The 24,199-nt window shown below is 64.8% G+C and carries 23 protein-coding genes, 1 tRNA gene and 1 pseudogene; 15 read left to right on the top strand and 10 right to left on the bottom strand.

All coding sequences use genetic code 11. The features are described from left to right. Window positions 1-148 precede the first annotated feature (148 nt). The 4 genes and pseudogenes from G6N28_RS27295 (at window position 149) to G6N28_RS16780 (ending at window position 6,441) form a co-directional block, all read left to right on the top strand. Window positions 149-1,699 (top strand): PGRS repeat-containing protein, encoded by a 1,551-nt coding sequence (locus G6N28_RS27295; RefSeq protein ID WP_179962099.1) that lies wholly within the window; start codon window positions 149-151, stop codon window positions 1,697-1,699. Between the two features lie 476 nt (window positions 1,700-2,175). Further along, a complete protein-coding gene (locus tag G6N28_RS16790; RefSeq protein ID WP_163902145.1) occupies window positions 2,176-3,564 on the top strand; it encodes an Ig-like domain-containing protein in 1,389 nt (462 codons plus the stop codon). A gap of 299 nt (window positions 3,565-3,863) precedes the next feature. Continuing rightward, window positions 3,864-5,255, top strand: a complete 1,392-nt coding sequence (locus G6N28_RS16785; protein WP_163902142.1) for an HNH endonuclease signature motif containing protein — start codon at window positions 3,864-3,866, stop codon at window positions 5,253-5,255. Window positions 5,256-5,584: 329 nt separating this feature from the next. Beyond that, a pseudogene (locus G6N28_RS16780) lies at window positions 5,585-6,441 on the top strand (class II glutamine amidotransferase). An 83-nt stretch (window positions 6,442-6,524) separates the two neighbouring features. Here G6N28_RS16780 and G6N28_RS16775 read toward each other — a convergent pair. Together G6N28_RS16775 and G6N28_RS16770 are read right to left on the bottom strand one after the other, a co-directional pair. After that, on the bottom strand, window positions 6,525-7,220 hold the full coding sequence (locus G6N28_RS16775; RefSeq protein WP_235674602.1) for a histidine phosphatase family protein: 696 nt from the start codon (window positions 7,218-7,220) through the stop codon (window positions 6,525-6,527). 51 nt (window positions 7,221-7,271) lie between these two features. Then, window positions 7,272-7,901, bottom strand: coding sequence for a phosphotransferase-like protein (locus tag G6N28_RS16770; protein ID WP_163902140.1), 630 nt, complete (start codon window positions 7,899-7,901; stop codon window positions 7,272-7,274). Window positions 7,902-7,994: 93 nt separating this feature from the next. On the opposite strand from G6N28_RS16770, the gene G6N28_RS16765 reads away from it, so the two are divergent. Beyond that, window positions 7,995-9,092 (top strand): LLM class flavin-dependent oxidoreductase, encoded by a 1,098-nt coding sequence (locus tag G6N28_RS16765; protein WP_163902138.1) that lies wholly within the window; start codon window positions 7,995-7,997, stop codon window positions 9,090-9,092. A gap of 423 nt (window positions 9,093-9,515) precedes the next feature. On the opposite strand, the gene G6N28_RS16760 is transcribed toward G6N28_RS16765, so the two are convergent. Together G6N28_RS16760 and G6N28_RS16755 are read right to left on the bottom strand one after the other, a co-directional pair. Then, a tRNA-Leu gene (locus G6N28_RS16760) sits at window positions 9,516-9,589 on the bottom strand. Window positions 9,590-9,609: 20 nt separating this feature from the next. Next, window positions 9,610-10,821: a tyrosine-type recombinase/integrase gene (locus tag G6N28_RS16755; protein WP_163902136.1), complete on the bottom strand. Its 1,212-nt coding sequence runs from the start codon at window positions 10,819-10,821 to the stop codon at window positions 9,610-9,612. Between the two features lie 195 nt (window positions 10,822-11,016). On the opposite strand from G6N28_RS16755, the gene G6N28_RS16750 reads away from it, so the two are divergent. From G6N28_RS16750 to G6N28_RS16740, 3 genes are all read left to right on the top strand, one after another. Beyond that, entirely contained in the window at window positions 11,017-11,214 is a 198-nt protein-coding gene (locus G6N28_RS16750) for a helix-turn-helix transcriptional regulator (RefSeq protein ID WP_013471006.1), read from the top strand. A gap of 134 nt (window positions 11,215-11,348) precedes the next feature. Then, window positions 11,349-12,911 carry an AICE element replication initiation protein gene (locus G6N28_RS16745; RefSeq protein ID WP_163902134.1) on the top strand — a complete coding sequence of 521 codons (1,563 nt, stop codon included), beginning with the start codon at window positions 11,349-11,351 and terminating at the stop codon, window positions 12,909-12,911. 34 nt (window positions 12,912-12,945) lie between these two features. Beyond that, complete coding sequence (locus tag G6N28_RS16740; RefSeq protein ID WP_235674601.1) at window positions 12,946-13,452, top strand: transposase; 507 nt, start codon at window positions 12,946-12,948, stop codon at window positions 13,450-13,452. A 4-nt stretch (window positions 13,453-13,456) separates the two neighbouring features. Here G6N28_RS16740 and G6N28_RS16735 read toward each other — a convergent pair whose 3' ends face one another. From G6N28_RS16735 to G6N28_RS16725, 3 genes are all read right to left on the bottom strand, one after another. Beyond that, entirely contained in the window at window positions 13,457-14,323 is an 867-nt protein-coding gene (locus G6N28_RS16735; protein ID WP_163902132.1) for a hypothetical protein, read from the bottom strand. A 118-nt stretch (window positions 14,324-14,441) separates the two neighbouring features. Further along, the gene (locus tag G6N28_RS16730) at window positions 14,442-14,759 is read right to left on the bottom strand and encodes a hypothetical protein (protein ID WP_163902130.1); all 318 of its coding nucleotides are present in this window, start codon (window positions 14,757-14,759) and stop codon (window positions 14,442-14,444) included. 544 nt (window positions 14,760-15,303) lie between these two features. Then, window positions 15,304-15,996, bottom strand: coding sequence for a TetR/AcrR family transcriptional regulator (locus G6N28_RS16725; RefSeq protein WP_163902127.1), 693 nt, complete (start codon window positions 15,994-15,996; stop codon window positions 15,304-15,306). Window positions 15,997-16,096: 100 nt separating this feature from the next. On the opposite strand from G6N28_RS16725, the gene G6N28_RS16720 reads away from it, so the two are divergent. From G6N28_RS16720 to G6N28_RS16710, 3 genes are all read left to right on the top strand, one after another. Next, the gene (locus G6N28_RS16720) at window positions 16,097-16,612 is read left to right on the top strand and encodes a PaaI family thioesterase (protein ID WP_179962209.1); all 516 of its coding nucleotides are present in this window, start codon (window positions 16,097-16,099) and stop codon (window positions 16,610-16,612) included. Beyond that, window positions 16,609-17,280 carry a TetR family transcriptional regulator gene (locus tag G6N28_RS16715; RefSeq protein WP_126332660.1) on the top strand — a complete coding sequence of 224 codons (672 nt, stop codon included), beginning with the start codon at window positions 16,609-16,611 and terminating at the stop codon, window positions 17,278-17,280. The genes G6N28_RS16720 and G6N28_RS16715 overlap by 4 nt, the downstream gene beginning before the upstream one ends. Before the next feature lie 77 nt (window positions 17,281-17,357). Further along, window positions 17,358-17,822 carry a DUF6188 family protein gene (locus tag G6N28_RS16710; protein WP_163902125.1) on the top strand — a complete coding sequence of 155 codons (465 nt, stop codon included), beginning with the start codon at window positions 17,358-17,360 and terminating at the stop codon, window positions 17,820-17,822. Window positions 17,823-17,868: 46 nt separating this feature from the next. Here G6N28_RS16710 and G6N28_RS16705 read toward each other — a convergent pair whose 3' ends face one another. Beyond that, window positions 17,869-18,918, bottom strand: coding sequence for an LLM class flavin-dependent oxidoreductase (locus G6N28_RS16705; protein WP_163902123.1), 1,050 nt, complete (start codon window positions 18,916-18,918; stop codon window positions 17,869-17,871). Next, complete coding sequence (locus tag G6N28_RS16700) at window positions 18,915-19,511, bottom strand: TetR/AcrR family transcriptional regulator (protein ID WP_163902121.1); 597 nt, start codon at window positions 19,509-19,511, stop codon at window positions 18,915-18,917. Before G6N28_RS16700 ends, G6N28_RS16705 begins: the two co-directional genes overlap by 4 nt. Before the next feature lie 73 nt (window positions 19,512-19,584). On the opposite strand from G6N28_RS16700, the gene G6N28_RS16695 reads away from it, so the two are divergent. The 3 genes from G6N28_RS16695 (at window position 19,585) to G6N28_RS16685 (ending at window position 22,355) form a co-directional block, all read left to right on the top strand. Next, complete coding sequence (locus tag G6N28_RS16695; RefSeq protein ID WP_163902119.1) at window positions 19,585-20,781, top strand: cytochrome P450; 1,197 nt, start codon at window positions 19,585-19,587, stop codon at window positions 20,779-20,781. 172 nt (window positions 20,782-20,953) lie between these two features. Continuing rightward, on the top strand, window positions 20,954-21,406 hold the full coding sequence (locus G6N28_RS16690; RefSeq protein ID WP_082957820.1) for a PaaI family thioesterase: 453 nt from the start codon (window positions 20,954-20,956) through the stop codon (window positions 21,404-21,406). Window positions 21,407-21,464: 58 nt separating this feature from the next. Further along, window positions 21,465-22,355, top strand: a complete 891-nt coding sequence (locus G6N28_RS16685; protein ID WP_163902117.1) for an alpha/beta fold hydrolase — start codon at window positions 21,465-21,467, stop codon at window positions 22,353-22,355. A 131-nt stretch (window positions 22,356-22,486) separates the two neighbouring features. Here G6N28_RS16685 and G6N28_RS16680 read toward each other — a convergent pair whose 3' ends face one another. Continuing rightward, on the bottom strand, window positions 22,487-23,356 hold the full coding sequence (locus tag G6N28_RS16680; RefSeq protein WP_163902115.1) for a metal-dependent hydrolase: 870 nt from the start codon (window positions 23,354-23,356) through the stop codon (window positions 22,487-22,489). Window positions 23,357-23,460: 104 nt separating this feature from the next. Here G6N28_RS16680 and G6N28_RS16675 point away from each other — a divergent pair, with 104 nt between their 5' ends. Next, on the top strand, window positions 23,461-24,102 hold the full coding sequence (locus G6N28_RS16675; protein WP_067773629.1) for a TetR/AcrR family transcriptional regulator: 642 nt from the start codon (window positions 23,461-23,463) through the stop codon (window positions 24,100-24,102). The last annotated feature ends 97 nt before the right edge of the window (window positions 24,103-24,199 follow it).

Here is a 24,199-nt window from a genome sequence, read left to right as displayed (position 1 = left end):
TCTCACCAGCGCCGGCCTCATCGAGTCATTGCGGGGCCCAAACTTCTTCGCGCCCACCGTGTTTGCACAGCCAGCGGCCCTGGTCCTTGACGATGGCGCAGACGCAGCGCTTGCCTCTCCGACCGCGGCGGCAATCACCCCCGCGGATGTGTTGGGTCTGCTGCTGGCCGACCGGTGCGGCCTGATCTGCAACGGCGCCGACGGCGGTCCGGGCCAGCCCGGTCAAGGCGGGGGCTGGCTCATCGGGATCGGCGGGGCCGGCGGCGCTGGGACGGCCTTGGGCCAACCCGGCGGGGCAGGGGGTCCCGGCGGGCTGCTGATCGGGTATGGCGGCATGGGCGGTAACGGCGGACCGGGCGCCGACGGTGGCCGCGGCGGCGCGGGCGGTTTGTTGTGGGGCTATGGCGGTCCTGGCGGTAGGGGCGGCAACGGACTGGGTGGTCAAGCCGGACACGGCGGTGACGGCGGACCGGGTGCGCTGCTCTTCGGCACGGGTGGCGCGGGCGGCGCCGGCGGTGACGGGGGCGTCGGCGGTAACGGCGGCAACGGCGGCGACGGCGGACTGTTTCCCGCCTTCGGGATCGCCGCCGGAGGTCCCGGCGGCGACGGCGGCGACAGCACGGCCACCGGATTCGTCACCGGCGGCCGGGGCGGCAACGGCGGCAACGGCGGGTGGATCGGTGACGGTGGCTGGGGTGGCATCGGCGGCCGTGGGACCAACGTCGCGGTGGGGCCGCAGGGCATCGTGGTGGGCGGCCGCGGCGGCGACGGCGGGCACGGCGGAACGCTAATTGGCAGCGGCGGGCAGGGCGGTCGCAGCGGGGTTGCTCAGGCCGAGAACGGCTTCGCCCTCGGAGGAACCGGCGGAACCGGCGGCAACGCCGGAATTGTCGGTGACGGCGGGGACGGCGGGGACGCCGACGGCGGCATCGGGTCCGAAGGGTCCAGCGGCGGGCGTGGCGGCGACGGCGGCGACGCGGGATGGTTTGGCAACGGCGGCGACGGCGGAGCGGGCGATGACAGCCCCTCCGGCAACGCACCTAGCCCGCACGTCGGCGGTCGCGGTGGTGACGGCGGCACCGGCGGCATGATCTCCGGCAACGGTGGCAACGGGGGCGACGGCGGCGAAGGCGGCATCTGCTCCTGCAATGCCACCGGCGGCGACGGCGGCAATGGCGGTGACACCGGTCTCCTCGGCTCCGGCGGTACGGGCGGTGACGGCGGTGCCGCGCGCACCACGGACGCCGACGGCGTCATCGCCGAGGGCGGCGCCGGTGGCGTGGGCGGCGACGGCGGGGCACTCAGCGGAAACGGCGGCGACGGCGGCCACGGCGGCGTCGCGACGGTCAACGACAGCGACGGAACCGCCACCGGCGGCGACGGCGGTGCCGCGGGCGACTCCGGATCCTTCGGCACCGGCGGCACCGGCGGCAGCGGCGGCGAAGCCGTCTCCGACAACGGCGACGCGACGGGCGGCGACGGCGGTGACGGCGGCAACAGCGGTGTCGGGGTTGGCGCTACGGCGAACGGCGGGGCCGGCGGTGCCGGCGGCGACGCGACGGCGGGCGGCATCGGCAACGGCGGCGATGGTGGCGACGGTGGCAACGCCGGACCCGGCGGTACCGGAGGACCCGGAGGTCCAGGCGGCACCGGCAGCACCAACAACGGCAGCACCGGAAGCAACGGCGCCGACGGGTGAACCCAGCATCCACGGCGGCCGAACATTCAACTGAGCGAAGCGCCGTAGTCCACAGCATCGAATGGCTTGGGGCGCTCGCCATCGCGGCCGGGCTGGCCCTCGCCGCTGCGGCTGCGGCGCATGCCGAGCCGGCGGATTCGTCGGATTCCGGCTCTGCGGTCTCCTCCTCAGAGTCCGCGTCACACTCGGACGATTCGGATGCGTCCGCGGTCAGTTCCAAGCCCGAGACGAGCGTGCGCAGTTCGGGTGGCACGCCTACGCCGGACCTCAGCGAGAGCGTCGATGAGACGTCAGCGACCGATCCTTCCGATTCGGAGACCGCGACGACACAGCGACGCTCTTCGCCGCTGTCCCGCGATGTCTCGGCACCCCGGACCCGTCTCTCGGCGTTGAGCATCACGTCGTCGACCCGTGGCCACGATCGCGCACCCCCCACCGAAGAAGACAGCCAAAGCACGGCCGCACCAAGGCTTTCCGTGCGTACCTCGACGGAATCCGTGCCGACACCACAACGCGCCGCGACGGTGTCGACTCCGCTGGCCGAAGTCACACCCGCCCACCCGCCTGCGCTCGCGCATCCACCGGTGCTGGTGGCGTTGTGGGGTTGGGTGCGGCGCCAGGTTCACGAAACGTTGTTCAACGAGTCGCCGACCGTCTCATACGACTCGGCGCACACCGTGCAGGTTCTCGACGGAGCCATCACCGGCGCCCTCGACGTCAGCGATCCGGACGGCGACCGCGTCAAACTGGCGGTCACCCGAAAACCCAAGCACGGAACCGTCACCGTGGCGCCGGATGGCACTTTCACTTACGTTCCCGCCGCCGGCTACGCCGGCCCGGACACCTTCACCGTGCGCGCGACCGACCACACCGGATCCCTTGTGCATCGACTGCTGCGCCTGATCATTCCGAGCTTCCATAGCGGTTCGACCCGCGTGGAACTGACCGTCGCGCAGGTCGAAACCATCCAGGTCGGCGACAAACCCGCCGGAATCGCGGTCGCCCCCAGAGCCCCCCGCGTCTATGTGGCCAACAACGGCACCGACACGGTGTCGGTGATCGACACCACCACCAACGCCGTGATCGGCACCATCCAGGTGGCCGACGGCCCGATCGGCGTCGCGCTCGGCCTGGGCGGCGACATCGCCTACGTGGGCAGCCAGACCGGTTGCAGCGACTGTACCGGTGACACCGTGTCGGTGATCGATGTCTTCGACGACGCAAACGATCTCATCACCACCATCGACGTTCCGCCCGTGCCGCAAGCCCTTGCCGTCAGCCCGGACGGCACCCGGGTCTATGTCGCCAGCGTCGCCGAAACGCTGACGGTGATCGACGGCAACAGCAACGAAGTCACCGCCTCCATCCATATACCCAACGGCCTGCAAGCCGTGGCGGTCAGCCCCGACGGCAGCCGCGTCTACGTTGCGGGCTTCGTCGGCAATTCCGGTGCGGTGTATGTAATCGACATCGCCACAAACGAAGTCGTCACCGAGATTCCCGTCGGCGTCTTGGCGAACGGCGTCGCGGTCAGCCCGGACGGCAGCCACGTCTACGTCACCAATGCCGCGACCGCTGAGGACAACACGGTGTCGGTGATCGACACGACCACCAACACGGTGGTCACCAGCATCGACGTCGGCCAGGGGCCCGAGGGGGTGGCGATCAGCCCGGACGGCACCCGCGTCTACGTCGCCAACTTCACCGACAACACGGTGTCGGTGATCGACACCGCCACCAACACGGTGGTCACCACGATCGGCGTGGGCACCAGCCCCGCCGAGCTCGCCGTCAGCCCCGACGGCACCACGGTTTACGTCACCAACTTCAACGCCAACACCGTCTCGGTGATCACTCTGAACTAAAGCTGCACCACGCTGCTGCGCAGTGCCCGGCCTAGCCGGCGTTGCCGTTGGAGCCGTTGGCGCCCCGCTTGTTGGTGTCCGCGCCGCCTATGCCGACAGGGCCGCCGGGCGCCCCGTCGAGCCAGCATGGGACGACAAGCCAACAATGGGCGGCGGCGTTTCGGAAATCCATCGTAGGCGATGAAATGCACAGGTCAGGTAGCGATTAGGCCTTTCGGCCGGAAACCACTTGTGTCACATTGCTTTCTCCAGTCTCAGACGGCGGCCTTCTGTCGGTGTCTCGAACTAGTGTTCTAATCATGAATGGGAGTCCTGGATCGAATCGCGAGGCCGTCGCGGCGGCGTTCGATGCGCTCGACTCCGCCTTCGACACGATGCTCGGGCTGCAGTTCGATGTGATGACGGACGCCGAAAAAGTTGAGTTGTGCGTGCGGTTGGAGCGCAACATACGTCGTGCACCGGTCGTCGAGCACCGATTGGTCGGCGCGCTGGCGGCCGAAGCCGATCCCTGCGCGTTGGGTGGTACGTCGTTGACGGATGTGCTCACCACCGCGCTCCGCATCTCGAAGGAGGCCGCGAGGCAGCTCATCAAGGATGCCGATCAGCTTGGTCCGCGGCAGACACTGACCGGAGAGCCGCTGGAGCCAAGGCGCCGACACGTCGCGGCGGCTCAGCAACGCGGCGACGTGGGCGTCGAGCATCTGCGAGTCATCAACAAATTCTTCGACAAGTTGCCGTGGTACATCCCCGTCGACCTGTGCGACGCGTTGGAGGCCCATCTCGCCGACCTGGCCAGCGGGCTCGGTCCCACGGAACTACGGAAGTCGGCCGAGAAGTTGGCCTACCTGGCCGATCAGGACGGTCCGCCACCCACGGACGAAGAGCGAGCCCGCAAGCGCGACTTCAAGATCCATCCCCAAGACGCGGACGGGATGAGCAAGGTCACCGGCTATTTTGATCCCGAAACGACCGCGACTCTCAACGCTCTCCTGGCCAAGTATGCCGCTCCCGGTATGTGCAACCCGGACGACGAGACACCGTGCGTTGACGGTGAGCCGGATTCGAGCGCGAAGGTGGCCGATTCACGCTCGGCCGGTCAACGCAGACACGATGCGCTCAAAGCGATGGGTCGGGCGTTGTTGGCCTCGGGCGCGCTGGGGCAGCACAACGGTTTACCCGCGACCATCATCGTGTCCACCACGTTGCAAGATCTGCAATCCGGCGCCGGCCGCGCCGTCACCGGGAGCGGATCGTGGTTGCCGATGAGCGATGTGATCCGGCTGGCCAGCCACGCGTACCACTATCTCGCGGTGTTCGACAAGCACACCGAAGAGGCGCTCTATCTGGGCCGCACCAAACGCCTCGCGTCGCGGGGACAGCGGATTGTGTTGCACGCCAAGTACCGTGGGTGTACGCGACCGGGCTGCACGGTACCCGCAGATTGGTGTGAGGTTCACCATGTCGACGGCTGGGCAGCGGAAGGCGGGCCCACGGACATCGATAAGCTCACCCTCGCTTGCGGTCCCGACAATCGGCTGATCGAGAAGAGCGGATGGACCACGCGTCAGCGGGCGGACGGCCGCACGGAGTGGATCCCACCACCAGACCTCGACACCGGACAAACGCGAGTCAACAATTACCACTTTCCCGAGAGGTATCTGCTGCCCGACGATGACGACGATGTCCCGTAACTTTCGCCGGCAACCCGTCGGGGTTGCGTGAACCCACACCGGGCACAACACAAAGGGTCCGGTGGGTTCTGCCCTGTCTAGAACTGGAAAAGCGCTGCTGAGCTTCAACATCGAAGTGTTGCAGCGCTTTTTCTATGTCAGTGCGGGGAGCTCAGCAACCAAACATTCTCCTCGGCACGTTCGAGAGCTCAGCTACTGAGTGCTTCGCAGGGCAGAAAGTTCGCGCCTTTGCAGGCTGAACTGTTTCCGTGCGGCCTGTTATCGGAGTAAGACAGACCGTGTGACTGACCCGCACGGCGGTGCGCACCGACGGCTCAGGCTTTGATCCGATGTGCCGTCTGTTCGCTCTGCACGCCGGCCATCCCGTCACCGCCACCTTCTGGCTACTCGATGCGCCGGACAGCCTCACCGCACAGAGCAGGCGGAATCCTGACGGCACAGGCCTGGGCGTGTTCGGTACCGACGGCGACCCGGTGATACGCAAGCAGCCGATCGCCGCATGGCGCGACCTCGCCTTCGCGACCGAAGCCCGTGAGATGTCGGGCACGACATTCATCGCTCACGTCCGCTACGCCACGACAGGTCCCGCCGAGGAGACGAACACCCATCCGTTTCTTCAGAACGGGAGGATCTTCGCGCACAACGGGGTCGTCGAGGGGCTGGAGGTCCTCGATGCCCGGCTCGCCGGACTCGGTGCCGCGGAATTGGTACGCGGCGACACCGATTCCGAGCGGGTCTTCGCGTTGATCACGGCATCCATCAGAAGCCACGGCGAGGACGTGGGCATGGGGTTGGTGGAGGCGCTGCACTGGCTGCGCGAGAACGTTCCCATCTACGCGGTCAACGTGCTGCTGGCCACCGCGACGGACCTGTGGGCGTTGCGGTATCCCGCACGCACGAGCTCTACCTGCTCGACCGCACCGCCGACGGTCACGGCGAATTCGCCATGCACAGTGCACGAATCAAGGCAGGCAGTTCACACCTGCACGACGCGCCGTCTGTTGTCTTCGCCAGTGAGCCGATGGACAACGGAGCCTGGCAACTATTGAATCCCGGCGAGCTGGTCCACGTGGGCGCCGACCTGAAGATCACTCGTCGCATGATCTTGCCCGACCCGCCACTGCACCCGCTCAAACGATCCGACCTCGACCCCGGCACGGCGGCAGCACAACACCCTACATCCTGACGCGATGCGATCGCCGACGGCACTTTCTTCGCCCAAATGGCGGCAACCCGATTGTGCGTCCCGTGCGGAGTGGCCCGTGGTGCTCAGGCGATCGGGATGCCGTCCCAGTTGGTCAGCTTCCAGCCCGACCCCGGGCTACCGACGACCACGATCCGGCCCAGATTCGGCAGCGGATCGGTCACCAGCAGTGAGTCGTTCGGGTTGGAGACGTTCATCAGCACCCACATCATCGCCGCGGTCGAGCCGGTGAACGCGATCGGATTCACGTCGCCGCTGTCGTAGATGGCCTGGACGGCTTCGTCGAAGCGGGCATCGAATTCGGCGCCGCTGATCGACCCGGGGATGCGGTCGTCGAGATCACCGGCCAGCCACGCGTTGGTGTGGTCTTTCTCGTGCGACTCGGGTTCGGGGTGGCCCTCATAGATTCCCGCCTCGATCTGTCGCAGGCCGGGCAGTACGTGAATCGGCTCGCCCGTCAACTGCGCGAGCGGTGCCGCAGTCAGCAGGCTGCGTGTCATGTTGGCGGAGTAGATGCCGTCATAGCCGTTGGCGCTCAACTGGCTTGCGGCAGCCGCAGCGTGTTCGTAACCGACGGGGCTCAGGGGAGGCCCGGGGACGGAGGTGTCGACGACGTTGGCGGCGTTCGACGCCGACTCCGCACTGCGGACCAGGGTGAGGGTGATCGTACGCTGGGCGTGGGCCGTTGGGGTCCCGACCATCGACACAGACAGGCCGACGGCGGCCGCGGCGGCACAGGCCAGGATTTTGCTCAGCATCATAGATTGGGGAATGTACGCCCCGCTGAAACCGAGCGGGTTCGTTTTCGCAGATCAGGTTTCCGCCGGGAACGGAATCCGCTGTCGGAGCCGGCCGAAAGCCTCCGGGCGCCGGCATGCTTGGTACTTCTCGACGAGCACTCGCGCGAGTTCTAGGACGGGCGTGTCCGTGGTGTCGAGCTCGAAGTCGTACTCAAGGTCGGCGTGGGCGGCCCGGGCACTACCGCGACTGGCGCCGGCGATGCGGTGGTCACGTCCGCTCTCCCGACGAGAGCCTTCGTCGTCGGACACGTGCACGCCGACCAGCCAGACCTGGTAGCCAGCAAAGGTTCTCAGCAGGTCGACGAGCCAGTCGCGCGTCCAGATGAGGTCATCGGAGATAACGTTCAATCCCTCGTCGAGGAAGGCCTTGATCGCCAGGTACCGCGCGTGCATTGCCTTTTCCAGCAGTGGACCCGGTGTGACGCTCAACCATTCGAGACCGTCGGCGTCGACGGTGACGTCCCACGTGTAGTACTCCGGGCGCACCTGGTCGAGGTCGATCTGGCTTTGCGGTATCGCGTACCAGAACATATCGACGCCGAGGTGCATCCAGCAGTCGGAAACCAATTCCTGGAATGCCATCGCGATGGACGACTTTCCCGCGCTGGAACCACCGTTGAGCACGATCAACTTTCCTGTCATCAGGTGCCCGAGGGTACTGTGGCCGCGTATCCACGGTAGGGCGATCGGCACGATTCGGCTTTACGAACAGCCAAAGCACGAAATCCTGAAGTCATGAAGGTTAGCTTGCTTGTGACGCCGATGCACCCGATGGTGTCGATCCAGGCGATGCTGGCGGTCGCCGAGGAGGCCAAGGCCGATTCGGTGTGGCTGCCCGACCATCTGCTCGGATGCGCGCACCCGGCGCTGTGGCCCGAGATGGCGATGGCCCCGGTGTCGCCGGATGCCGACGCTTGGTATGACCCGTTCGCGTGCCTTGCGGTGCTCGGCCAGCTGTCGGACATTCCGATGGGCGTGTGCGTCACCGATGCGATCCGCAGGCAGGCACCCGACACCGTCCGGAGCACACTGACGTTGCATCACCTGTGCCGCGGCGGATTTCATCTCGGGATTGGTGCCGGCGAGGCCGAGAACCTGATCCCGTTCGGCTACGACTTCTCCACTCCGGTAAAGCATCTGGAAGCAATGCTGCCGGAGCTGCGGGCACTGCTGGATTTCGGCACCACGTGTACGGGAGGCGCAGGGCGGGTCGGACTGCCGCTGCGACGCGACGACATCGGGGCACCGAAGCTTTGGATCGGGGCGCACGGCCCGCGGATGTTGCGCCTGACGGGTGAGTACGGCGACGGCTGGATTCCGGCGTGGCCGATGAGCCCGTCGACCTATGGCGAACGCCGTGACACGATCGCCGGACATGCGGCTCGGTCCGGACGGCCGATGCCCGAGTGCGCGTTACAGGTGAACGTCATCGTCGGCGAGAACCGGGATCATGTTTCGGAACTCATGGAACGTGATCCGCTCGGCAAGCTGGCCGCACTCATGTGTTCGGCGGAAATCTGGGCCAAGTACGGCCTTCGGCATCCTTCCGGGCCGGAGTGCCGCGGCCTGGTCGATCTGGTGTTCCACGATCTCGACCCGGACGAACTTCGCGAACTGGCGCCCAGGATCCCGATCGAGCTCGTCGAGGAGTTGATGTTCGTCGGCAATGCGACCGAGATCGCCGAGCGGGTTAGCGGCTACGCCGCCAACGGACTTGAACACACGATCGTGGCCAGCGTGACGGGAATAGTGGGTGGTATCGACGAAATCGCTTCCAACACAGATCAATTGATCGCACTGTTCGCTGCGCTGCGTGAGCTCGCGCCGAGATAGAGTGGCAACTCACTGACGCGTCACGCGGTGGTGCACCTCGCAGGCCCGTGTCGGGCGACGTCCTTCGTCCACCGGCCACCCGCTCCCCGTGCTTGTCGTCCGCCGCCGCCGACGGCACCTCGCCGGATCGATGCGTCCGTTGTGCAGTAACGCCCGACAGACACTCCAGCGCCCTCCCCGGCACTGGCCCACCTTCACGCCCGAACTCGTTGACATGCGGGTCTGCCCGGATACCCGCAACAAGCCTCACGGGCCTACTTGGAACCGCGTCCCGGGAAACCGGAACCTCCTACCGGAACCTCCTACCGGAACCGACTCAAGCATGGGCCGGAATTGCACAGCATCCGACTTGGAACCTGGAGCGCCTCGGGTGCACACCCTGTCAGCGGGCCCCAAAACGCCATCTACCAGCACTAATACCGGTGCCCCCAGTGGGACTCGAACCCACACTGGACGGATTTTAAGTCCGCTGCCTCTGCCAATTGGGCTATGGGGGCGTCGCAGTTCAGAACATAGTTCAGGCCGTTTCAGCCTCATTCTGACGTCCTGAATACCGCAGTGATACCGCAGTGCTATCGATGGCCTTGCCCAGCGCATCTGCCACACCGCTCAAATCGTCGTTGAGCAGGTGGCCGTAACGGTCGAGCGTCATCGCGGCGGTTGCGTGCCCCAGGAGTCTCTGCACGACCTTGACGTTAGCGCCTGCGCTGATCGCCAGCGACGCCGTGGTGTGCCTCAGGCCGTGGGGTACCAGCCCGTCGATACCGACGTCTTCGCACGCGTTGTCGAATGCCCAGCGGTACTCACCGAGTGGTAGGAACCCGCCCTTCCGACTGGGAAACACCAGCGCGTTCGGGTCGGCGGGCAACTCAGTCTTTAGTTTCTTCCAGACAGGTTCAGGCACTGGCACGTGGCGATCCCGCTTCGTCTTGGTCGTCGACTCCACGATGCCCTTACCGGTGACTGCGGTTGCGGACGAGCGCACCGTGAGTACCCGATCCCCCACATGCCGGCGCCGCAACGCGACCGCTTCGCCGAACCTCAGCCCGCAGTAGCCCAGGACCAGTGTCAGAGTCTCGAAACGATCAGCGGCTTTGGCGAGCATCAACAGCTCTGCATGAGTCAAGTAGCGCCGCTCGCGCTCGGCTTGCTCGGGAAGGTCCTCGTCCCGCTTGATCTCGAACGCGACGTTCTTCGCCACCTTGCCAGTCCTTTGGGCGTACTTGAGGACAGCACCTACCAGCTGATGCGCTTGGGTGATTCGACTTGCCGATAGACCGGCTCCGCGTTGCCCACCATCGACCGACAGCGACCCCAACCACGTTGAATAGGCCTTGTAGTCAAGCCTTTTCAGCGGAACACCTTCCCACTTCGGCAAGACTACGGTGTCGAGCAACGAGCGATAGCCTGCGACCGTTTTCGGCTTCCGGTGCTGTTTGGTGGCGAACCACTGCTCGGCGACCGACCCGAACGTCTCCGCGCTCTTTCGCGGATCAACGTATTCACCGCGCTGAAGATCAGCGGTCAGTCCGTTGAGGTATGCCTGCGCATCCGGCTTGCGCTGAAAACTCTTGGTGCGCTCAGCGCCCGTGCTGTCGACCCACCTGACACGCCACCGCGAAACCTTGCCGTATACCGCAGACCGCTCCGTGCGCATGGTGCCGTCTAATTCCTTGACGCGCTTGTGCCAGCGGTCATCAATTCCCGCCCGTTCGTTCCGGGTGATCACGAATCGAACATACCGCAGTAATCCGCGTCATCCGTCCGCTTTGCGATCCATCGTTCTTCGACCTTCGGCCAACTCAATCCGAAGCAGCATGACCGGAAATACTTTTCGGTCAATGTGGCTGTGGTGGTGGACACGGCGCCATAGCCGCAGTCACTGTTGGCTCAGCCAAACCAACCGTAATTCAGGAGGAATCTGATGGAATTGCTAGGAGCCAAGGAAGTCTCGGACCTGACCGGTGTCCCGGTTGGGACGCTGAGGTACTGGCGTCATTCGGACATCGGTCCAGCGAGCTTCACCTTGGGCCGCCGGGTCGTTTATCGACGCGATGAGGTTCTGCGATGGATCTCCCAGCGGGAGAGCACAACCCGGCGCGGAGGCGGCGACGCCGCGTGACGCCGACGTATGAGAAAGACCTCGGGGTCTAGCCGAGGCCTTTCGTTCGAACCACCCGATTACCCAAAACGGAAGTTCCCCATGAGACTAACCCGTCATGCCAGCCTGCGGAAGCACCACAGGCTTGATTGCCTATGAGCAGCAACGCAGATAATGACAAGAAATCCGTCGCCGCACGCCTGGTCACTATGGCCCAAGAACGCTATCTCCTCGGAGTTTCCGAAGACGGCAAGCCCTTCGGCGCCGAACGCAGCCGGCCCCATCTGGCGATACTACTGCGCGCAGGAAAAGCTGGCCTGCGCGCCGAACTCGCCTCCCGGTACTTCAATGACACCGGGACCGTTGCCGGCGGCCAGGCCCTCACCGACGCCACCCTGGTCCTCGAAGGCTTGGCCGCCAACCAGCCCCCGGAGAAACTGCACCTGCGCATCGCCGACCACCACGGCACGAGCTACATCGACACCGGCCGACAAGACGGAAAGGTCATCCGCATCGGCCAGGGTCGATGGACAGTCGCCGACTCAGCTCCGGTTCGGTTCTTGCGGACAGCGCTGACCGCCGAGATGCCTCTCCCACCCGCCAACGGTGACGTCAACAAGCTATGGAACTTCGTTAACGTTGCCGTCGAGGACCAACCCGTGTTGCTTGCAGTGCTCATCGCTGCGCTCGTCCAGTGCGATGTCCCGCACCCTGTGTTGGCGCTGTTCGCCGAGCAAGGCAGCGCCAAAACCACGACGACGCGCATGCTGGTCGATCTCATCGACCCCTCCTCTATTGAAGTGCGCCAGGCGCCCCGCGACGCCGACTCGTGGGTGACCGCTGCCTCCGGTTCCTGGGTAGTGGCCCTGGACAATTTGTCCGCGATCCCACCGTGGTTGTCGGACTCGCTGTGTCGAGCTGCGACAGGCGACGGCAACGTCAAACGCGCGCTCTACACCGATGCGGACCTCGCAGTGATCAAGTTCCGCCGCTGCATCATCGTTAACGGCATCGACGTCGGCGCAATACGTCCCGACCTCGCCGAACGCATGGCAATGGTTGATCTGCGACGCATCGAACGCCACATGCGACAGTCTGAGGCCACTCTGCGACAACAGTGGCGCACGGCTCTACCAGGCATTTTAAGTGGGCTCCTCAACCTGGCCGCCACCGTTCATCAACGCCTCGAAACCATCGTGGTCGATGATGCGCCACGCATGGCGGACTTTGGTCGCGTGCTGGCGGCCGTCGACGAACTTTTGTCGACTCATGGCTTACGCCGCTACATGTCCCGCGCAGATCAGCTCGCGGAGGACAGCTTGTCCGGCGATCTCTTCATCGAACAGCTGCGCCACCACATATTAGAACCGCTGCGCGGACAGTCCGGTGTCGACCTGCTCGCCCTCTTCACCCCGACAGGCGATCACTGGCGACGCCCCAAGGAATGGCCCAAGAACGGCCGCGATGTGACAAGCCTGCTCCGTAGACACGCGCCGGCGCTGCGAAACCTGGGATGGGCGATCGAGAACGACGGAGCCCGCAACCACCGCAACGTCCTGCTGTGGACCATCTATCCACCACACAAAGATGTGGCTGCCCATCAAGCCTCGCAGCCCTCGCGTCCCTCGCTGCTACGGCCCAGTCCCCCCGCAGCGCCCGCCCGAGAGAACCCGACCCCTTCTAGCGCCGACGAGCGCCGCGACGACCTCTCCGCATAACGGCACCCCGCGGTCCAGATTCGACGAGCTGTCGGTGCCTGCAGGCAGTATCAGGAGCAGCCGAGAGGGAGCAGCTGCGATGAGCCTTGATGACGACCTGGAGAACTTGGCCACTGCCGCGGTCAGCGATTGGCCCGAGATCGTATTCTCCGGCCGGCTTGATGCGGCGATCCGCGACCTATACCGGACGCATCTGCGGTTCCCGCCATCCTGGACCCCGGACGAGCGCGATGAGTTCATCGAGGAACGCGCCGACACCGAAGCCCAACGATTGGCCACCCGGTTCGACGACGCCATCGACGTCATGATCGACGATTTCGGCCGGCAGAACGGGTACTTGCCTCATCATGAGTACGCATCAACGATGATCACCGAAGCACGAAAGGACGCCGTTTACGAGTTGGAGGCCAGAATCGAGTACCTAGCCGATGACCTCGCTCAGACGGTTACGCACACCGCTGGCCGTACCGTCGCGAGCATGACCGGGTGCAGTCCCGCCGCACGACGTTCCCATAGAAATGGCCCTCGCCGAATCAGATGACTTCTCACCAACTACGGCGCGGATGAACGGCATTGGACAGGTCACGGGCAGCCGTCAGCGTGGCACGATCAAGTTTCTTGAGCCGAGCCTGCTCTGCCAAGCGAGTAAGCAACCCGCGTAAAGCCTCGCCATCGTCCAGGACGCTGTTGGCGGCATCCACCGGTGCGACGGGCCGGTGCGGCTCGGGTGTTCCCGCAGATTGCTTCTGCGATGCAGCGGCTTTCGGGACTTCGATCACGCGAATCGGCGCCCCGTATCGCTGTGCGGCGATACGGGCCGCCGATGCGTCCCGACGACACGTATCCGAGCAATACAGCCGGCGTCGGCCACGTCTAGGAGTGGCGTCCTCATCGAGCATCACCGCATCGCAGCGGACACACCGAGTCGGATCGTAGGCGCCGCCCTCGCTCTCATTTCTTTCAACACCATCACAGATCGGATCATCGTTGACTGCAGCGCCTTCGGGTACGACATCAGCAGCTCTCGAACGTGCTGCCGGGGAGATTGCCGAATCATGTCCACCCTCGCCCCCGGCCCGGCGCAGCTGTGCCTGAATCTCACGGACATCGACACCGACAAGCTCAGCGATCTGCGCGAAGGTCAGACCACGACCACGCATCTGCCCGACCAGCGCCTGCAGACCACGAAAGTGACCGGCCCTGCGCTTTACGGCATCAGCACGGATGTTCTCCGCCGCCTGGTCGAAACGCTTGCGCTCCCATGAATCAACAGCACCGACTCTATGCAGCGTTGCACGGATCGACTCGGCATCGGACGCATTGGCGCGATCCCGCCGAGCCCGCTCAGCATTCTTCTTGCGCTGCAGTTCGACCGCCCGATACCGGGCCTTCAGCTTCTCGTTCGCTCCCATGCCTGCAACCTACGAACCGACGGACGAAATAGTCCACCACCACAGCCACATTCGCCTACAACCCAGATTCGTGTGCGTTCGCCAACAGGCACAGCCCCGAGGCCTATGTAGCCACCGGTCAAGGCGCGTACGACACAGCCAGCCGAAGCTCATCGACTTCCAGGCCCGTTAGGTGGGCGATGTCGGCCAACGATTGTCCGGAATCAACCATCTGCTTCACCTGCTTGCTGTACGTGCACAGAGACATGGTGAGTTCCGCCGAAGCCTCAACGCGCTCATGGTCATCGATGTCATCGCCAGCCGCCGAGAGAGTCTCGAGCTTCCACACTTTCACCTCGGCAATGCCAGCCAGTGCACGTGTGAGGATCACGCCATCGGCCATATTGGCCAACTCCCGTTCGGCGTCGGCATTGTCGGTACGCGTTTTCCTATCCACGGCCGAACGATAGGACCCCGCTCCTGTCGGCGGCCACCACCACAGCCATATTCGCCCAAAGTAAAGCGAGCCACCGACAGGCTCCCCGAGGGCTACTCAACCGCACGTGATCCCGACGTGCCGTTTCCAAGGGCGTGTTGCCGCCTTCACGCACGGCCAAGCGGCAACGGCCAGACAGGCACACACCTCTTGCACTCCGGGGCCAGCACGATCACTTAACGACGGACGATATTCGGGTAAAGATCCGCGGCGCGGACACCCCGCGCCCCAAGCAGTGCGAGACCGCGGATGGGAGGAGTTGCCCGCGAGACACCTCACGGACGTAGGGGGAAGAGTTCTCAACGCGGGAAACGGCGGTCCGAACACTGGGGTGGTGCACTCACTTTGCCGGCACGAATCGTCACGCGGATGCCCATGGAATCTGCGCGCACGGCCTCGCCGATGATGGCACCGAACGGTCCTTCGATGCCATCGCCGACGCGATTTGCGAGAAGGCGAAAAGGGTCCGAAGACCAGCCGGCTGGACGCTGTGATTTCGTTCTGCCTAGCGAGCTAAGCGCGCGGGGCGGCCCGTCTGCTTGGTGGCGATCTTCGACTCTTTGGCGTCGCTATCGGTCTTGCGGTGGGCGGCCAGAAAGTCATCGACGATGTTCACGCAGTCATTGTGAGTGATGGTGCGAATCCCAGTCATTCGGCCGAAGGCGAGTGGTCCGACGAGTTGGCAGAGCGCCAGTTCCCGGTCGAAGTCGTCAAGTTCGGCTTGTGCTCTCGGGCTAGTGAGTATGGCGTCAAATGGCTGACGGTACTGGTCAACGACTCGGGCCCGTAGCGCCCCCGATGTGTGGCGGTCATCAGCTTCGTTATTGGAGCCGGTGGGCCCCAATGAGAGCCACGCGAGTGTCGTGACATGCAGCGGCGCGTCGTTGAAGAGAGCGGCTTGGCGGCTAAGCAATTCGATCAGCTGGTCACGGAGGGGTCCGCTGGTCGGTGCCGGAGTGGTCACTTGTGGAAGCAGGCGTTCGAACGTGGCTGCGAGCAGATGCGACGAACTGTGGAAGTGGCGGTACAGCGTGGTTCGGGCCACTTTGGATGCTTTGGTGACCGCATCAATGGTGACTGCTTCCACCCCACCGGTGCTCAGAAGCGTTGCAGCAGCATCCAGCAGCCGGGTGCGTGACCGGATGCGCCGAGGGTCCACGTCGTCGTCAAGGACTGGCACTGACTGACTGTCGCTCACTCATTCACCTCGGCGGTCGATCTTTCACGCGATGCTGTCACAGCAGTCTAGCAGTGTGGTACTAACGGTAGCGCAGCGAAACCGATCGTATTGGAGGGTGATGGTGCCCAAAAGCGTGTTGCCGCCGGAGCGGCTGCCCTCGCACACCACGACCTGCATGGGTTGCGGCCCGGACAACCCTCACGGACTGCGGCTAGTGGTGCACCGCAGCGGCGACGCGGTGTACACCGATGTGACGTTCGACGAGCGCCACATCGGGGCTCCGGGCCTGGCCCATGGCGGGGCGGTGGCCGCCGCCTGTGATGACGTCCTGGGCTTCACATTGTGGATCGCCGGCACCCCAGCGGTGACCCGCACCCTGACGGTGGAATATTTGCGGCCGGTGCCGCTGCATCAGACCCACCGGATTACTGCCCACATCACCTCTCGTGAAGGACGGGCGCTGCATGTCACGGCCACAGGCAGGGGTGAGGATGGGCTCGCCCGCTTCACCGCCAGTGCAGTGTTCGTCGTAGTCAGCCCTGAGCACTTCGCCGCACACGGCGATGTCAGCGCTTTCGGCGATCTTCTGGAGCAGTTCTCGCGCCGCGGCGGTCTCAACCCGGGGCCGTCATGACTTTCCCTCAGGCCCGCAGCCACGGCAAAACCCGACGCTCGGAAGCGAACTCGGTCGCTGCAGAGAAGCGGGCCGCTACCGCGTCGCGCTCGCGCGCCTCCGCACAGCGCCGGGAAACGATTCTGGATGCAGCTTTGGCCGTGGCTGCGTCGGGTGGTTACGAGGCGGTCCAGATGCGGACCGTTGCCGAGCGAGTCGGCATCGCCGTCGGCACGCTTTACCGTTATTTCCCGGCGAAAACCCACATGTTGGTAGCAGCGCTGACGCGTGAATTCCGTCGACTCGACTCAGCCGGGGACTGGGCAGCCGGTGACGGCACACCGCTGGAACGGCTCGAACGGCTCACCGCGCATCTGCATGACCGCTGGCAGCGCGACCCATGGCTGACGACGGCCATGACACGGGCCTTCGCCGTCGCAGACACCCGCGCCGCCGCGGAACTCGACCGCGCCGCCGATGAGATCCAGATCCTGCTGGCCCGCACGCTCAGGGGCGGCGAGCCCACCCCCACCGATCTGCACGTCGCTGGCGTTATCTCCGACATCTGGTTGGCCAACCTCGTGGCCTTCAGCGGCCACCGCGCGACAGCCGCCGACACCCGCGACCGCATTGACCGAGCCACCAGGCGCGTCGTCACCAGCGCCGCTAGGCCCACCGCGAACCGATAACGATACTACTAGTATCGCAACGCTACCTAGCGTACTCTTTGTAAATACGGCTCAACGATGCGTCGAAAGAGACTGCCATGTACACCCAATGGATCGAAAACCTTGTCGTACAACGCCTCTCGATACGTGGAGGCCTGGTTCTGGATTTCGATGACTACAACGAAATCGTGATCTCCTGCCCCCTGCTATTGACCCTTCCTGCCGTCGGCACCTACCCCATCGAGGCGGTGCGTATTGACCCCCTCAGGATCGCGACCCACGAACGCCCACTGCTGAACCTCGCCGGCGCGGTGTGCACCCAGGCTTGGTCCGGCGACGATGGAGGGCTACACCTGGGGTTCTCGCGCGGACATCGCATCGATGTCGATCCCGACGCTGAACAGACAGCGTGGGAGCTCTATGGCATGCGCCACGGCTACATGGCCTGCCTGCCTCAAGGACGGGTACGCGTGGTCCGCCATGACCTCCCCGACACTGACGACGCCAACATCCTCAACAGCGCCACGCAATCATCGGCGGGGTCGGCGCGGCAGACGCACTGATGGACCGCGGACGCGGCGACGGGTCGACTTGGCGGCAATGCGTGGATCAGGTTGAACGTGGACCGGACTGACCTGGCGACATCGAGGCGGGCGAGCATTCCCGGATGATGCTGTCGAGGTTTTGCTGCACCCGTTCCGCAGCGATGCCAACCGATGGTGAGTACAGCATGATGTGGTCGAGGACGCCGTCGTAGCGTCTCAGTTGTTCACGGACCTCGTGTGCCGTCCCTGCGACGCCCATGGTGTCGATCATCTCGTCGGACACCGCGGCGAACATCGCCGGGAAATCGCGCTGGGCGAATGCTTCCCGGATGGTTCGGCCTTCGCTGGCGAAGCCGTTCACATCGAGTACCGTCTCGTACGATTTGACCGAGGAGTAGAACGCAATCTGCTGCGCCAGTTCGCGCCTGGCAACCTCGGCGTCGTCGTGGATGGCGCACATCACCATGGAAATGATTTCCACGTCATTGGGGTCACGGCCCGTGTGCGCGGCACCCCGCGCGATAGCGGGCCGGACGATCTCCTCGACGTAGGTGGTGGTGAACAGGGGATGTCCGGCCAGGCCGTCGGCCACCCGCCCGGCCGCCTCGCACATCCGGGGCCGGACACCGGCAGTGACGATCGGGATCGGCCGGCTGGAGGGTCCCACGTCGCCGGTCGGGGTGAGATTCATTCTGTAGAAACGGCCCTCGTGATGGATCGGGCCTTCATGCAGGTTCCATATCCGGCGCAGCAGCATCACGAGTTCTTCCATCCGCAGCGCGGGTGCGGAGGTGTCGGGCACGCCGTGCCAGTCGCTCATCATCCGTTTGGTGCCGTTGCCGATGCCGAGTACCAGTCGTCGGTTGGAGAGTTCGTCGAGATCGCGCGCCTCGGTGGCCAGCACCAAAGGGCTTCGGCCGACGCCGTAGAGAATGGAGGAACCGATCCGACAGTTCTGTGTGCTGTTGGCCATCGCGGCCATGGAGATCGATCCGGACCGGGAGTAGAACTCCGAGGCCCATACGGCGTCGAACCCGGCCGCGTCGGCGGCCTGTGCGGTCTGGGCCAGTGACTTCAAATCCGCGCCGAGAACCGACAGGCCGTAGGTGCTCATGACTGGTCCCCGGAGCGCGGGCGCAGGCCGTCGAACATGACGGCGCTGAGCGTGCCGGCGACAACCGTCTCGTCAAGGTGGTTCCCGGTGACCAGGTACATGAGTGCATTTATGGTGACCGCGCCGAACAGCGCAATGGACGTCGATCGTGCATCGGGCTGAGCGACGAGGGATCCGTCGCGGGCCCCTTCGACGAGCAGAGTTTCGACGGGTTGTTGGTAGGCGGTATTGATCATCTCGGCGATGGCCGGCATGCGGGCCGCTCGTCCCAGTTCGCCGATGAGTGCACGGCATACCGCTGGCCGCTGCGCCATTGCCCGCAGTTGTGCGCGGATGACGAGTTCGAGGCGTTCGGCACCGGTGCCGTCGGTGTGCACGATCGTGGTCACGGCATCGGAGATGTCCTTGAGGAGGTCTTCGAGCAGGAAGGCAAGGATGTCCTCTTTGCCGGCGAAGTAGTAGTACAGCGTCGCTTTCGGCACACCGGTCACCGCGGCGACGTCTTCGATCTTGGAGTCGTTGAGCCCCTTCTCGGCGAACAAGTCCGCCGCGGCGGGAAGCCGGTCAGAGATCTGACGTGGAATCTTGCGCATTGCCCCCATGTCCCGTTCGGCCGGTTTAGGCTGCAAGTCTAAACCGTTGTTAGGTTGGTGATCGGAGGTCTTGGTGGTCTCGGTGCAGATTCGTTACGACCCGTTCGACGCCTCGATCCTCAACGACCCCTATCCGACGTACCGGTTATTGCGTGACACGGCTCCGGTGTACCGCGCCGAGGAGCCCCATACCTGGGTGTTGAGCCGGCACGCCGACGTCCAGGCCGCAGCACTGGATCACGGCACGTACTCCTCGGTGGACGGCATCTTCCCCACCCCGCCGGGATCAGACTTCATCGGCTCGTTCCTGCCGATGATGATCGTGATGGACCCTCCGCGCCACGACCAGTTGCGTGCCCTGGTCAGCCGGGCGTTCACTCCCCGGCGGGTGGCCGGGCTGCAGGGCGCCATCACACAGATGGCCGCGGAGTTGTTCGAGCGCCTCGACGAGGGCTCCGGGTCGGCGGACTTCGTGACCGACTTCGCCGCGATCCTGCCCGCTGCGGTGATCGCCGATCTGCTGGGCGTTCCCGCCACCGATCGTGATCAGTTCCGATTGTGGTCGAGCCAACTGGTCCAGGTCGACGTCAACCACGGACAAACCACCGACGCACTGACCGCCGCCGCCGCGATCTACGCCTACTTCACCGACTTCCTCGCCGACCGCCGCAAAAACCCCCGCGAAGACCTGATGTCGGCGTTGGCCAACGCCACAGTCGACGGGATCGGACTGACCGACGAGGAAGTCCTCGGCTTCTGCGCGCTGCTGCTCGTCGCGGGTTACGAGACCACCACCAATCTGCTGGGGAACTCCGCGGTCGTGCTGGCCCAGCATCGGCAGACCCGCCGACGCCTGGTCGCCGATCGAACACTGTTGGGGCCGGCAGTCGAGGAGTTGCTGCGCTACGACTCACCGGCACAAGGACTTTCACGAACCCTGACCCGCGACGTCATACTGCACGACACGACGATGCGTCAAGGTGAGAAGGTGCTGCTGTTGTTCGGGTCGGCCAACCGCGACGAGCGTGCCTTCCCCGATCCGGACGTGTTCGACATCGAGCGCACCAGTGAGCACCAGGTCGCCTTCGGTCGCGGCATCCACTTCTGTCTGGGTGCGGCGCTGGCGCGGATGGAGGCCCGCATCGCTCTGGATGCGTTGTTGGACAAGGTGCCTGACTGGGAGGTCGATCTTGAATCGGCGCGGCGGCTGCGGTCCGGACCGATCCGCGGCTACACATCGCTGCCCATCACTTGGACCACGCCGATCTAGCTCGTGCCACTCTTCGACGACGCGTCGCGCGCTTCACCGCGACGGCCAGGTTCGTCGCCGTCGAGGTCGAGCACTCCGCCGCGCACGGCGACGTCGGCGCATTCGGCGACATGCTCAAACGATTCGCGGGCTCGAACGGTGATCGACCCATGACCGGACAGGAGAAAGGGGCATGGTGGTGGCAGTGACATTCGCGCACTTCGATGAGCAGATCGCCGACCAGCTGCTCAGATCGGCGAACACAGCCGGTGGGCTGTCGACGTTTCTGAGCTTTCGGCACACCGAACTCGCCGCGGGTCGGCTGGTGGCAGAGATGGAAACCCGCGCCGAACTGCTCACACCCTTCGGCACCCTGCACGGCGGATGTCTATCGGCGATGGTCGACCACTGTCTCGGAGTCGTGTTCTACCCCGTCATTCCGGCCGGATCATGGGTCGCCACCACCGAATTCAAGCTGAACCTGCTGCGACCCGTGTCCAGCGGGGTGTGTGTCGCCGTCACCGACATCGTGTCACTGGGCAAGCGCAGTGGAGTAGCGCGCATCGACATCAGCAACGGCGACAAAGCCGTCTGCGTAGCCCAGGGCACGGTCACGATCGTGAACGCCGCGGGCAACGCACAATGAAGGTGCTTGTAACCGGTCGCACGCTTCGGGCGGACTCCGATCTTGCCAGGAAGGTGTCATGACCTCCGCCGTGCAGCATCGGGTCCGAACCCAGGACGGGATCACCCTGGCCGCCGACTGCTACGACCACGATGACGCCCGTCCCGTCGTGCTGCTCCTACACGGCGGCGGCCAGAACCGGCACGCGTGGAGCGCTTCAGCGCGTCGTCTCCACGCATGCGGATACACAGTCGTCGCCTACGACACCCGCGGTCACGGCGACAGCGACTGGGACCCAGCCGGCAGGTACGACCTCGAGCGACTCGCGACCGATCTGCTCGCCGTGCGTGAGCACTTCAGCGCCGATACCGCCCCTGCCGTCGTAGGTGCATCCCTTGGGGGCATGACCGTGCTCGGCACGCATCTGTTGACATCCGGGGCGTCGTGGGCGGCGGTCGTCCTGGTCGACGTCACCCCGCGGCTTGAATTCCAGGGCGCTCGTCGCGTGGTGACGTTCATGGCCGCACATCCCGATGGCTTTGGCACCCTCACCGACGCCGCCGAGGTGATCGCCGCATACAACCCCCATCGCTCGCGCCCGGCCAACGTCGACGGCCTGCGCAAGGTGCTACGGCGGCGTCACGACGGCCGCTGGATCTGGCGGTGGGACCCGGCATTCATTCACTCCAACTTCGACTTCCTCCGCGACGAATCGACCACGGGAACGGAGCAGTTCGACGCAATCAGCCACCTGCTGATCGACGGAGCCCGACGGGTCAGCGCCCCAACACTTCTCGTAAGGGGCCTGTTATCCGACGTGGTCTCCCAAGCCACCGTCGACGAGTTCAAGCAACTGGTTCCCCACGCCGAGACCGTCGACGTATCCGGCACCGGACACATGATCGCCGGCGACGACAACGACGCCTTCAGCTCCGCCGTCACCGAGTTCCTCGGCCGGAGCTTCCTGTAGGTCGCAACGTGATCGAGCACCATCGAGCGGCCAGTAGAAAGAACTGGGCTTGACTTCACTGCGCGCGGAGCGAAGCCCATAGACTTTTATTCGCTTAAGGCCGACTCTGACCGCGACGGGCTCTGGTCGAGCTAGACGCTGCTACGCGCTTGTTGGCCACCATCGGCGTTGAAGAGTTCCTTGGTCCAGCGTTCGAGGATTTCTGCGCTGTCCCAGTCGTCGGGATGAAATCCGCCGCGGGTGTAGGAACGAAAGCGCTCAATTGCTGCTGAGCTGAATAGCGGGTTATGCCGGAAGGCTCGAAGGCTGCGCAGCAACCGCACCGGGTTGTAGGCGGCACGGTCACCGGCCAGAGAGCGGGTGGTCTGGATGACCAACTCGCTGAACAAGAGGAGGCTGGCGATCCGCATCCCCCAGACCCTGGTGCGTTCGCTTCCACCGACCGTCTCATAGACATCGAAAGCGACGGCCTTGTGCTCGCATTCTTCCAGTGCGTGCCAGAGCAGAATAGGCCGCACTTCGGTGTCGCCGATCAGTTCTTGAGCTTCGTCGCTGGTGAGAATGATTTCGGCGAATGTCGCCGTGTAGTGCTCCAGGGCGGCCGTCACAGCCAGGCGCATCTTGGGAGAAAAACGCTTCTCAAGTCGGCCAACCAACTTCTTGATATGCCGATCGATCCCCTCGGTGGGATAGCCCATCGCTTGGAGCCGATCGTTGAGCAGCTGATGCTGGTGTCGGTGGGTGGCCTCTTGTGCAATGAATCCCTTGACCGCCTCCTTGAGGTCAGCGTCGCTGATGTGGTCCCGGTACTCGCGGACTGACCGGATGAAGAAGTCTTCGCCTTCGGGGAACGTGGCCGACAAGGTGGACACAAAGTGGCTCATCACCAAGTCGCCATCGACGAAGTGCTGCCGACTGGTCCCGGCAGGCATGTCGAATCGAACACGGCGGGGCTTCGGGACGACCCGCGTGGTGGGCCGTGTGGACGAATCGTCGCTCATGTTGTTCTCCCGTTCGTCAAGGGCACGCTGGCGATCTGACTCTAAGCCTTGTCAGAATTAGATGGCAAGCTATCCACGTGGTTTCGGCGCGGGTGTATAGCGGGATGTCCGCCGAGGAGCGTCACCGGAACCGGCGCACCCGTCTCATCGAGGCCGCAACGGAGTTGATCGGCACGCGCGGCGTTGCCGCCGCCACTGTGACTGCCATCTGCGCTGAATCGGGTGTCACGTCACGCTACTTCTACCAGCACTTCTCCGGCCGAGACGCACTCCTGCGGGCTGTCTACCAGCAGCTCTATGCCACCTTCCAGGAGGTGATAGTCGACGCGATCCCCGATGCCGGTGAGCCACCGGAGGTGCTCGCGTACGCGCCGATCCGCAGGCTGGTCAGCATGATCGACGACGACCCTCGGCTGGGTCGGATCCTGTTCGTGGAATCTGCAACCGAGCCGCTGCTCCGGGAGCTACGCAGCGAACTGATGGCCGGTTTCACCGACCTCGTCTTGCGCGAGGCCAGACTCCACCTCGACATCGCCGACTCCGCCGTGGGGGTTGCCCATTTGGCTTCGACCTTGGGCGTGGGAGGGCTATTCGAAGTCTTGCGCCGCCGACTCGACGGAGAACTGGAGTTCACCACCGATGAACTCGTTCAGCACTGCGCAGGTTTCCTGGGCAGCCTCGGCAATTACGTGCTGCTGCAGAACACGGGCCAGTCGGCCACGACCGAAGCCCGACCCCACAGGTAGCGGCCCGCGGCCCGCTACGCGATGTGGCCGTGCGTGCCTCGATGCCAACGTCTGGGCCAGCAACAGCAAGACCCTGAACGGCAGCCAAGGCCAGTGT

This window comes from Mycolicibacterium pulveris (assembly GCF_010725725.1).
In the GTDB taxonomy this organism is placed as follows: Bacteria; Actinomycetota; Actinomycetes; order Mycobacteriales; family Mycobacteriaceae; genus Mycobacterium; species Mycobacterium pulveris.
The sequence above is the reverse complement of the archived record's forward strand: the minus strand, read 5'-3'. Positions and strand labels throughout refer to the sequence as shown.

Excerpts from the sequence above, each read along its gene's own strand:
- G6N28_RS16680 (WP_163902115.1), bottom strand. The coding sequence starts at position 23,356 with ATGAGCGACGATTCGTCCACACGGCCCACCACGCGGGTCGTCCCGAAG.
- G6N28_RS16705 (WP_163902123.1), bottom strand. The coding sequence starts at position 18,918 with ATGAGCACCTACGGCCTGTCGGTTCTCGGCGCGGATTTGAAGTCACTG.
- G6N28_RS16700 (WP_163902121.1), bottom strand. The coding sequence starts at position 19,511 with ATGCGCAAGATTCCACGTCAGATCTCTGACCGGCTTCCCGCCGCGGCG.
- G6N28_RS16720 (WP_179962209.1), top strand. The coding sequence starts at position 16,097 with ATGGTGCCCAAAAGCGTGTTGCCGCCGGAGCGGCTGCCCTCGCACACC.
- G6N28_RS16675 (WP_067773629.1), top strand. The coding sequence starts at position 23,461 with ATGTCCGCCGAGGAGCGTCACCGGAACCGGCGCACCCGTCTCATCGAG.
- G6N28_RS16785 (WP_163902142.1), top strand. The coding sequence starts at position 3,864 with ATGAATGGGAGTCCTGGATCGAATCGCGAGGCCGTCGCGGCGGCGTTC.
- G6N28_RS16735 (WP_163902132.1), bottom strand. The coding sequence starts at position 14,323 with ATGGGAGCGAACGAGAAGCTGAAGGCCCGGTATCGGGCGGTCGAACTG.
- G6N28_RS16765 (WP_163902138.1), top strand. The coding sequence starts at position 7,995 with ATGAAGGTTAGCTTGCTTGTGACGCCGATGCACCCGATGGTGTCGATC.
- G6N28_RS16685 (WP_163902117.1), top strand. The coding sequence starts at position 21,465 with ATGACCTCCGCCGTGCAGCATCGGGTCCGAACCCAGGACGGGATCACC.
- G6N28_RS16775 (WP_235674602.1), bottom strand. The coding sequence starts at position 7,220 with ATGATGCTGAGCAAAATCCTGGCCTGTGCCGCCGCGGCCGCCGTCGGC.
- G6N28_RS16770 (WP_163902140.1), bottom strand. The coding sequence starts at position 7,901 with ATGACAGGAAAGTTGATCGTGCTCAACGGTGGTTCCAGCGCGGGAAAG.
- G6N28_RS16690 (WP_082957820.1), top strand. The coding sequence starts at position 20,954 with ATGGTGGTGGCAGTGACATTCGCGCACTTCGATGAGCAGATCGCCGAC.
- G6N28_RS16750 (WP_013471006.1), top strand. The coding sequence starts at position 11,017 with ATGGAATTGCTAGGAGCCAAGGAAGTCTCGGACCTGACCGGTGTCCCG.
- G6N28_RS16745 (WP_163902134.1), top strand. The coding sequence starts at position 11,349 with ATGAGCAGCAACGCAGATAATGACAAGAAATCCGTCGCCGCACGCCTG.
- G6N28_RS16715 (WP_126332660.1), top strand. The coding sequence starts at position 16,609 with ATGACTTTCCCTCAGGCCCGCAGCCACGGCAAAACCCGACGCTCGGAA.
- G6N28_RS16710 (WP_163902125.1), top strand. The coding sequence starts at position 17,358 with ATGTACACCCAATGGATCGAAAACCTTGTCGTACAACGCCTCTCGATA.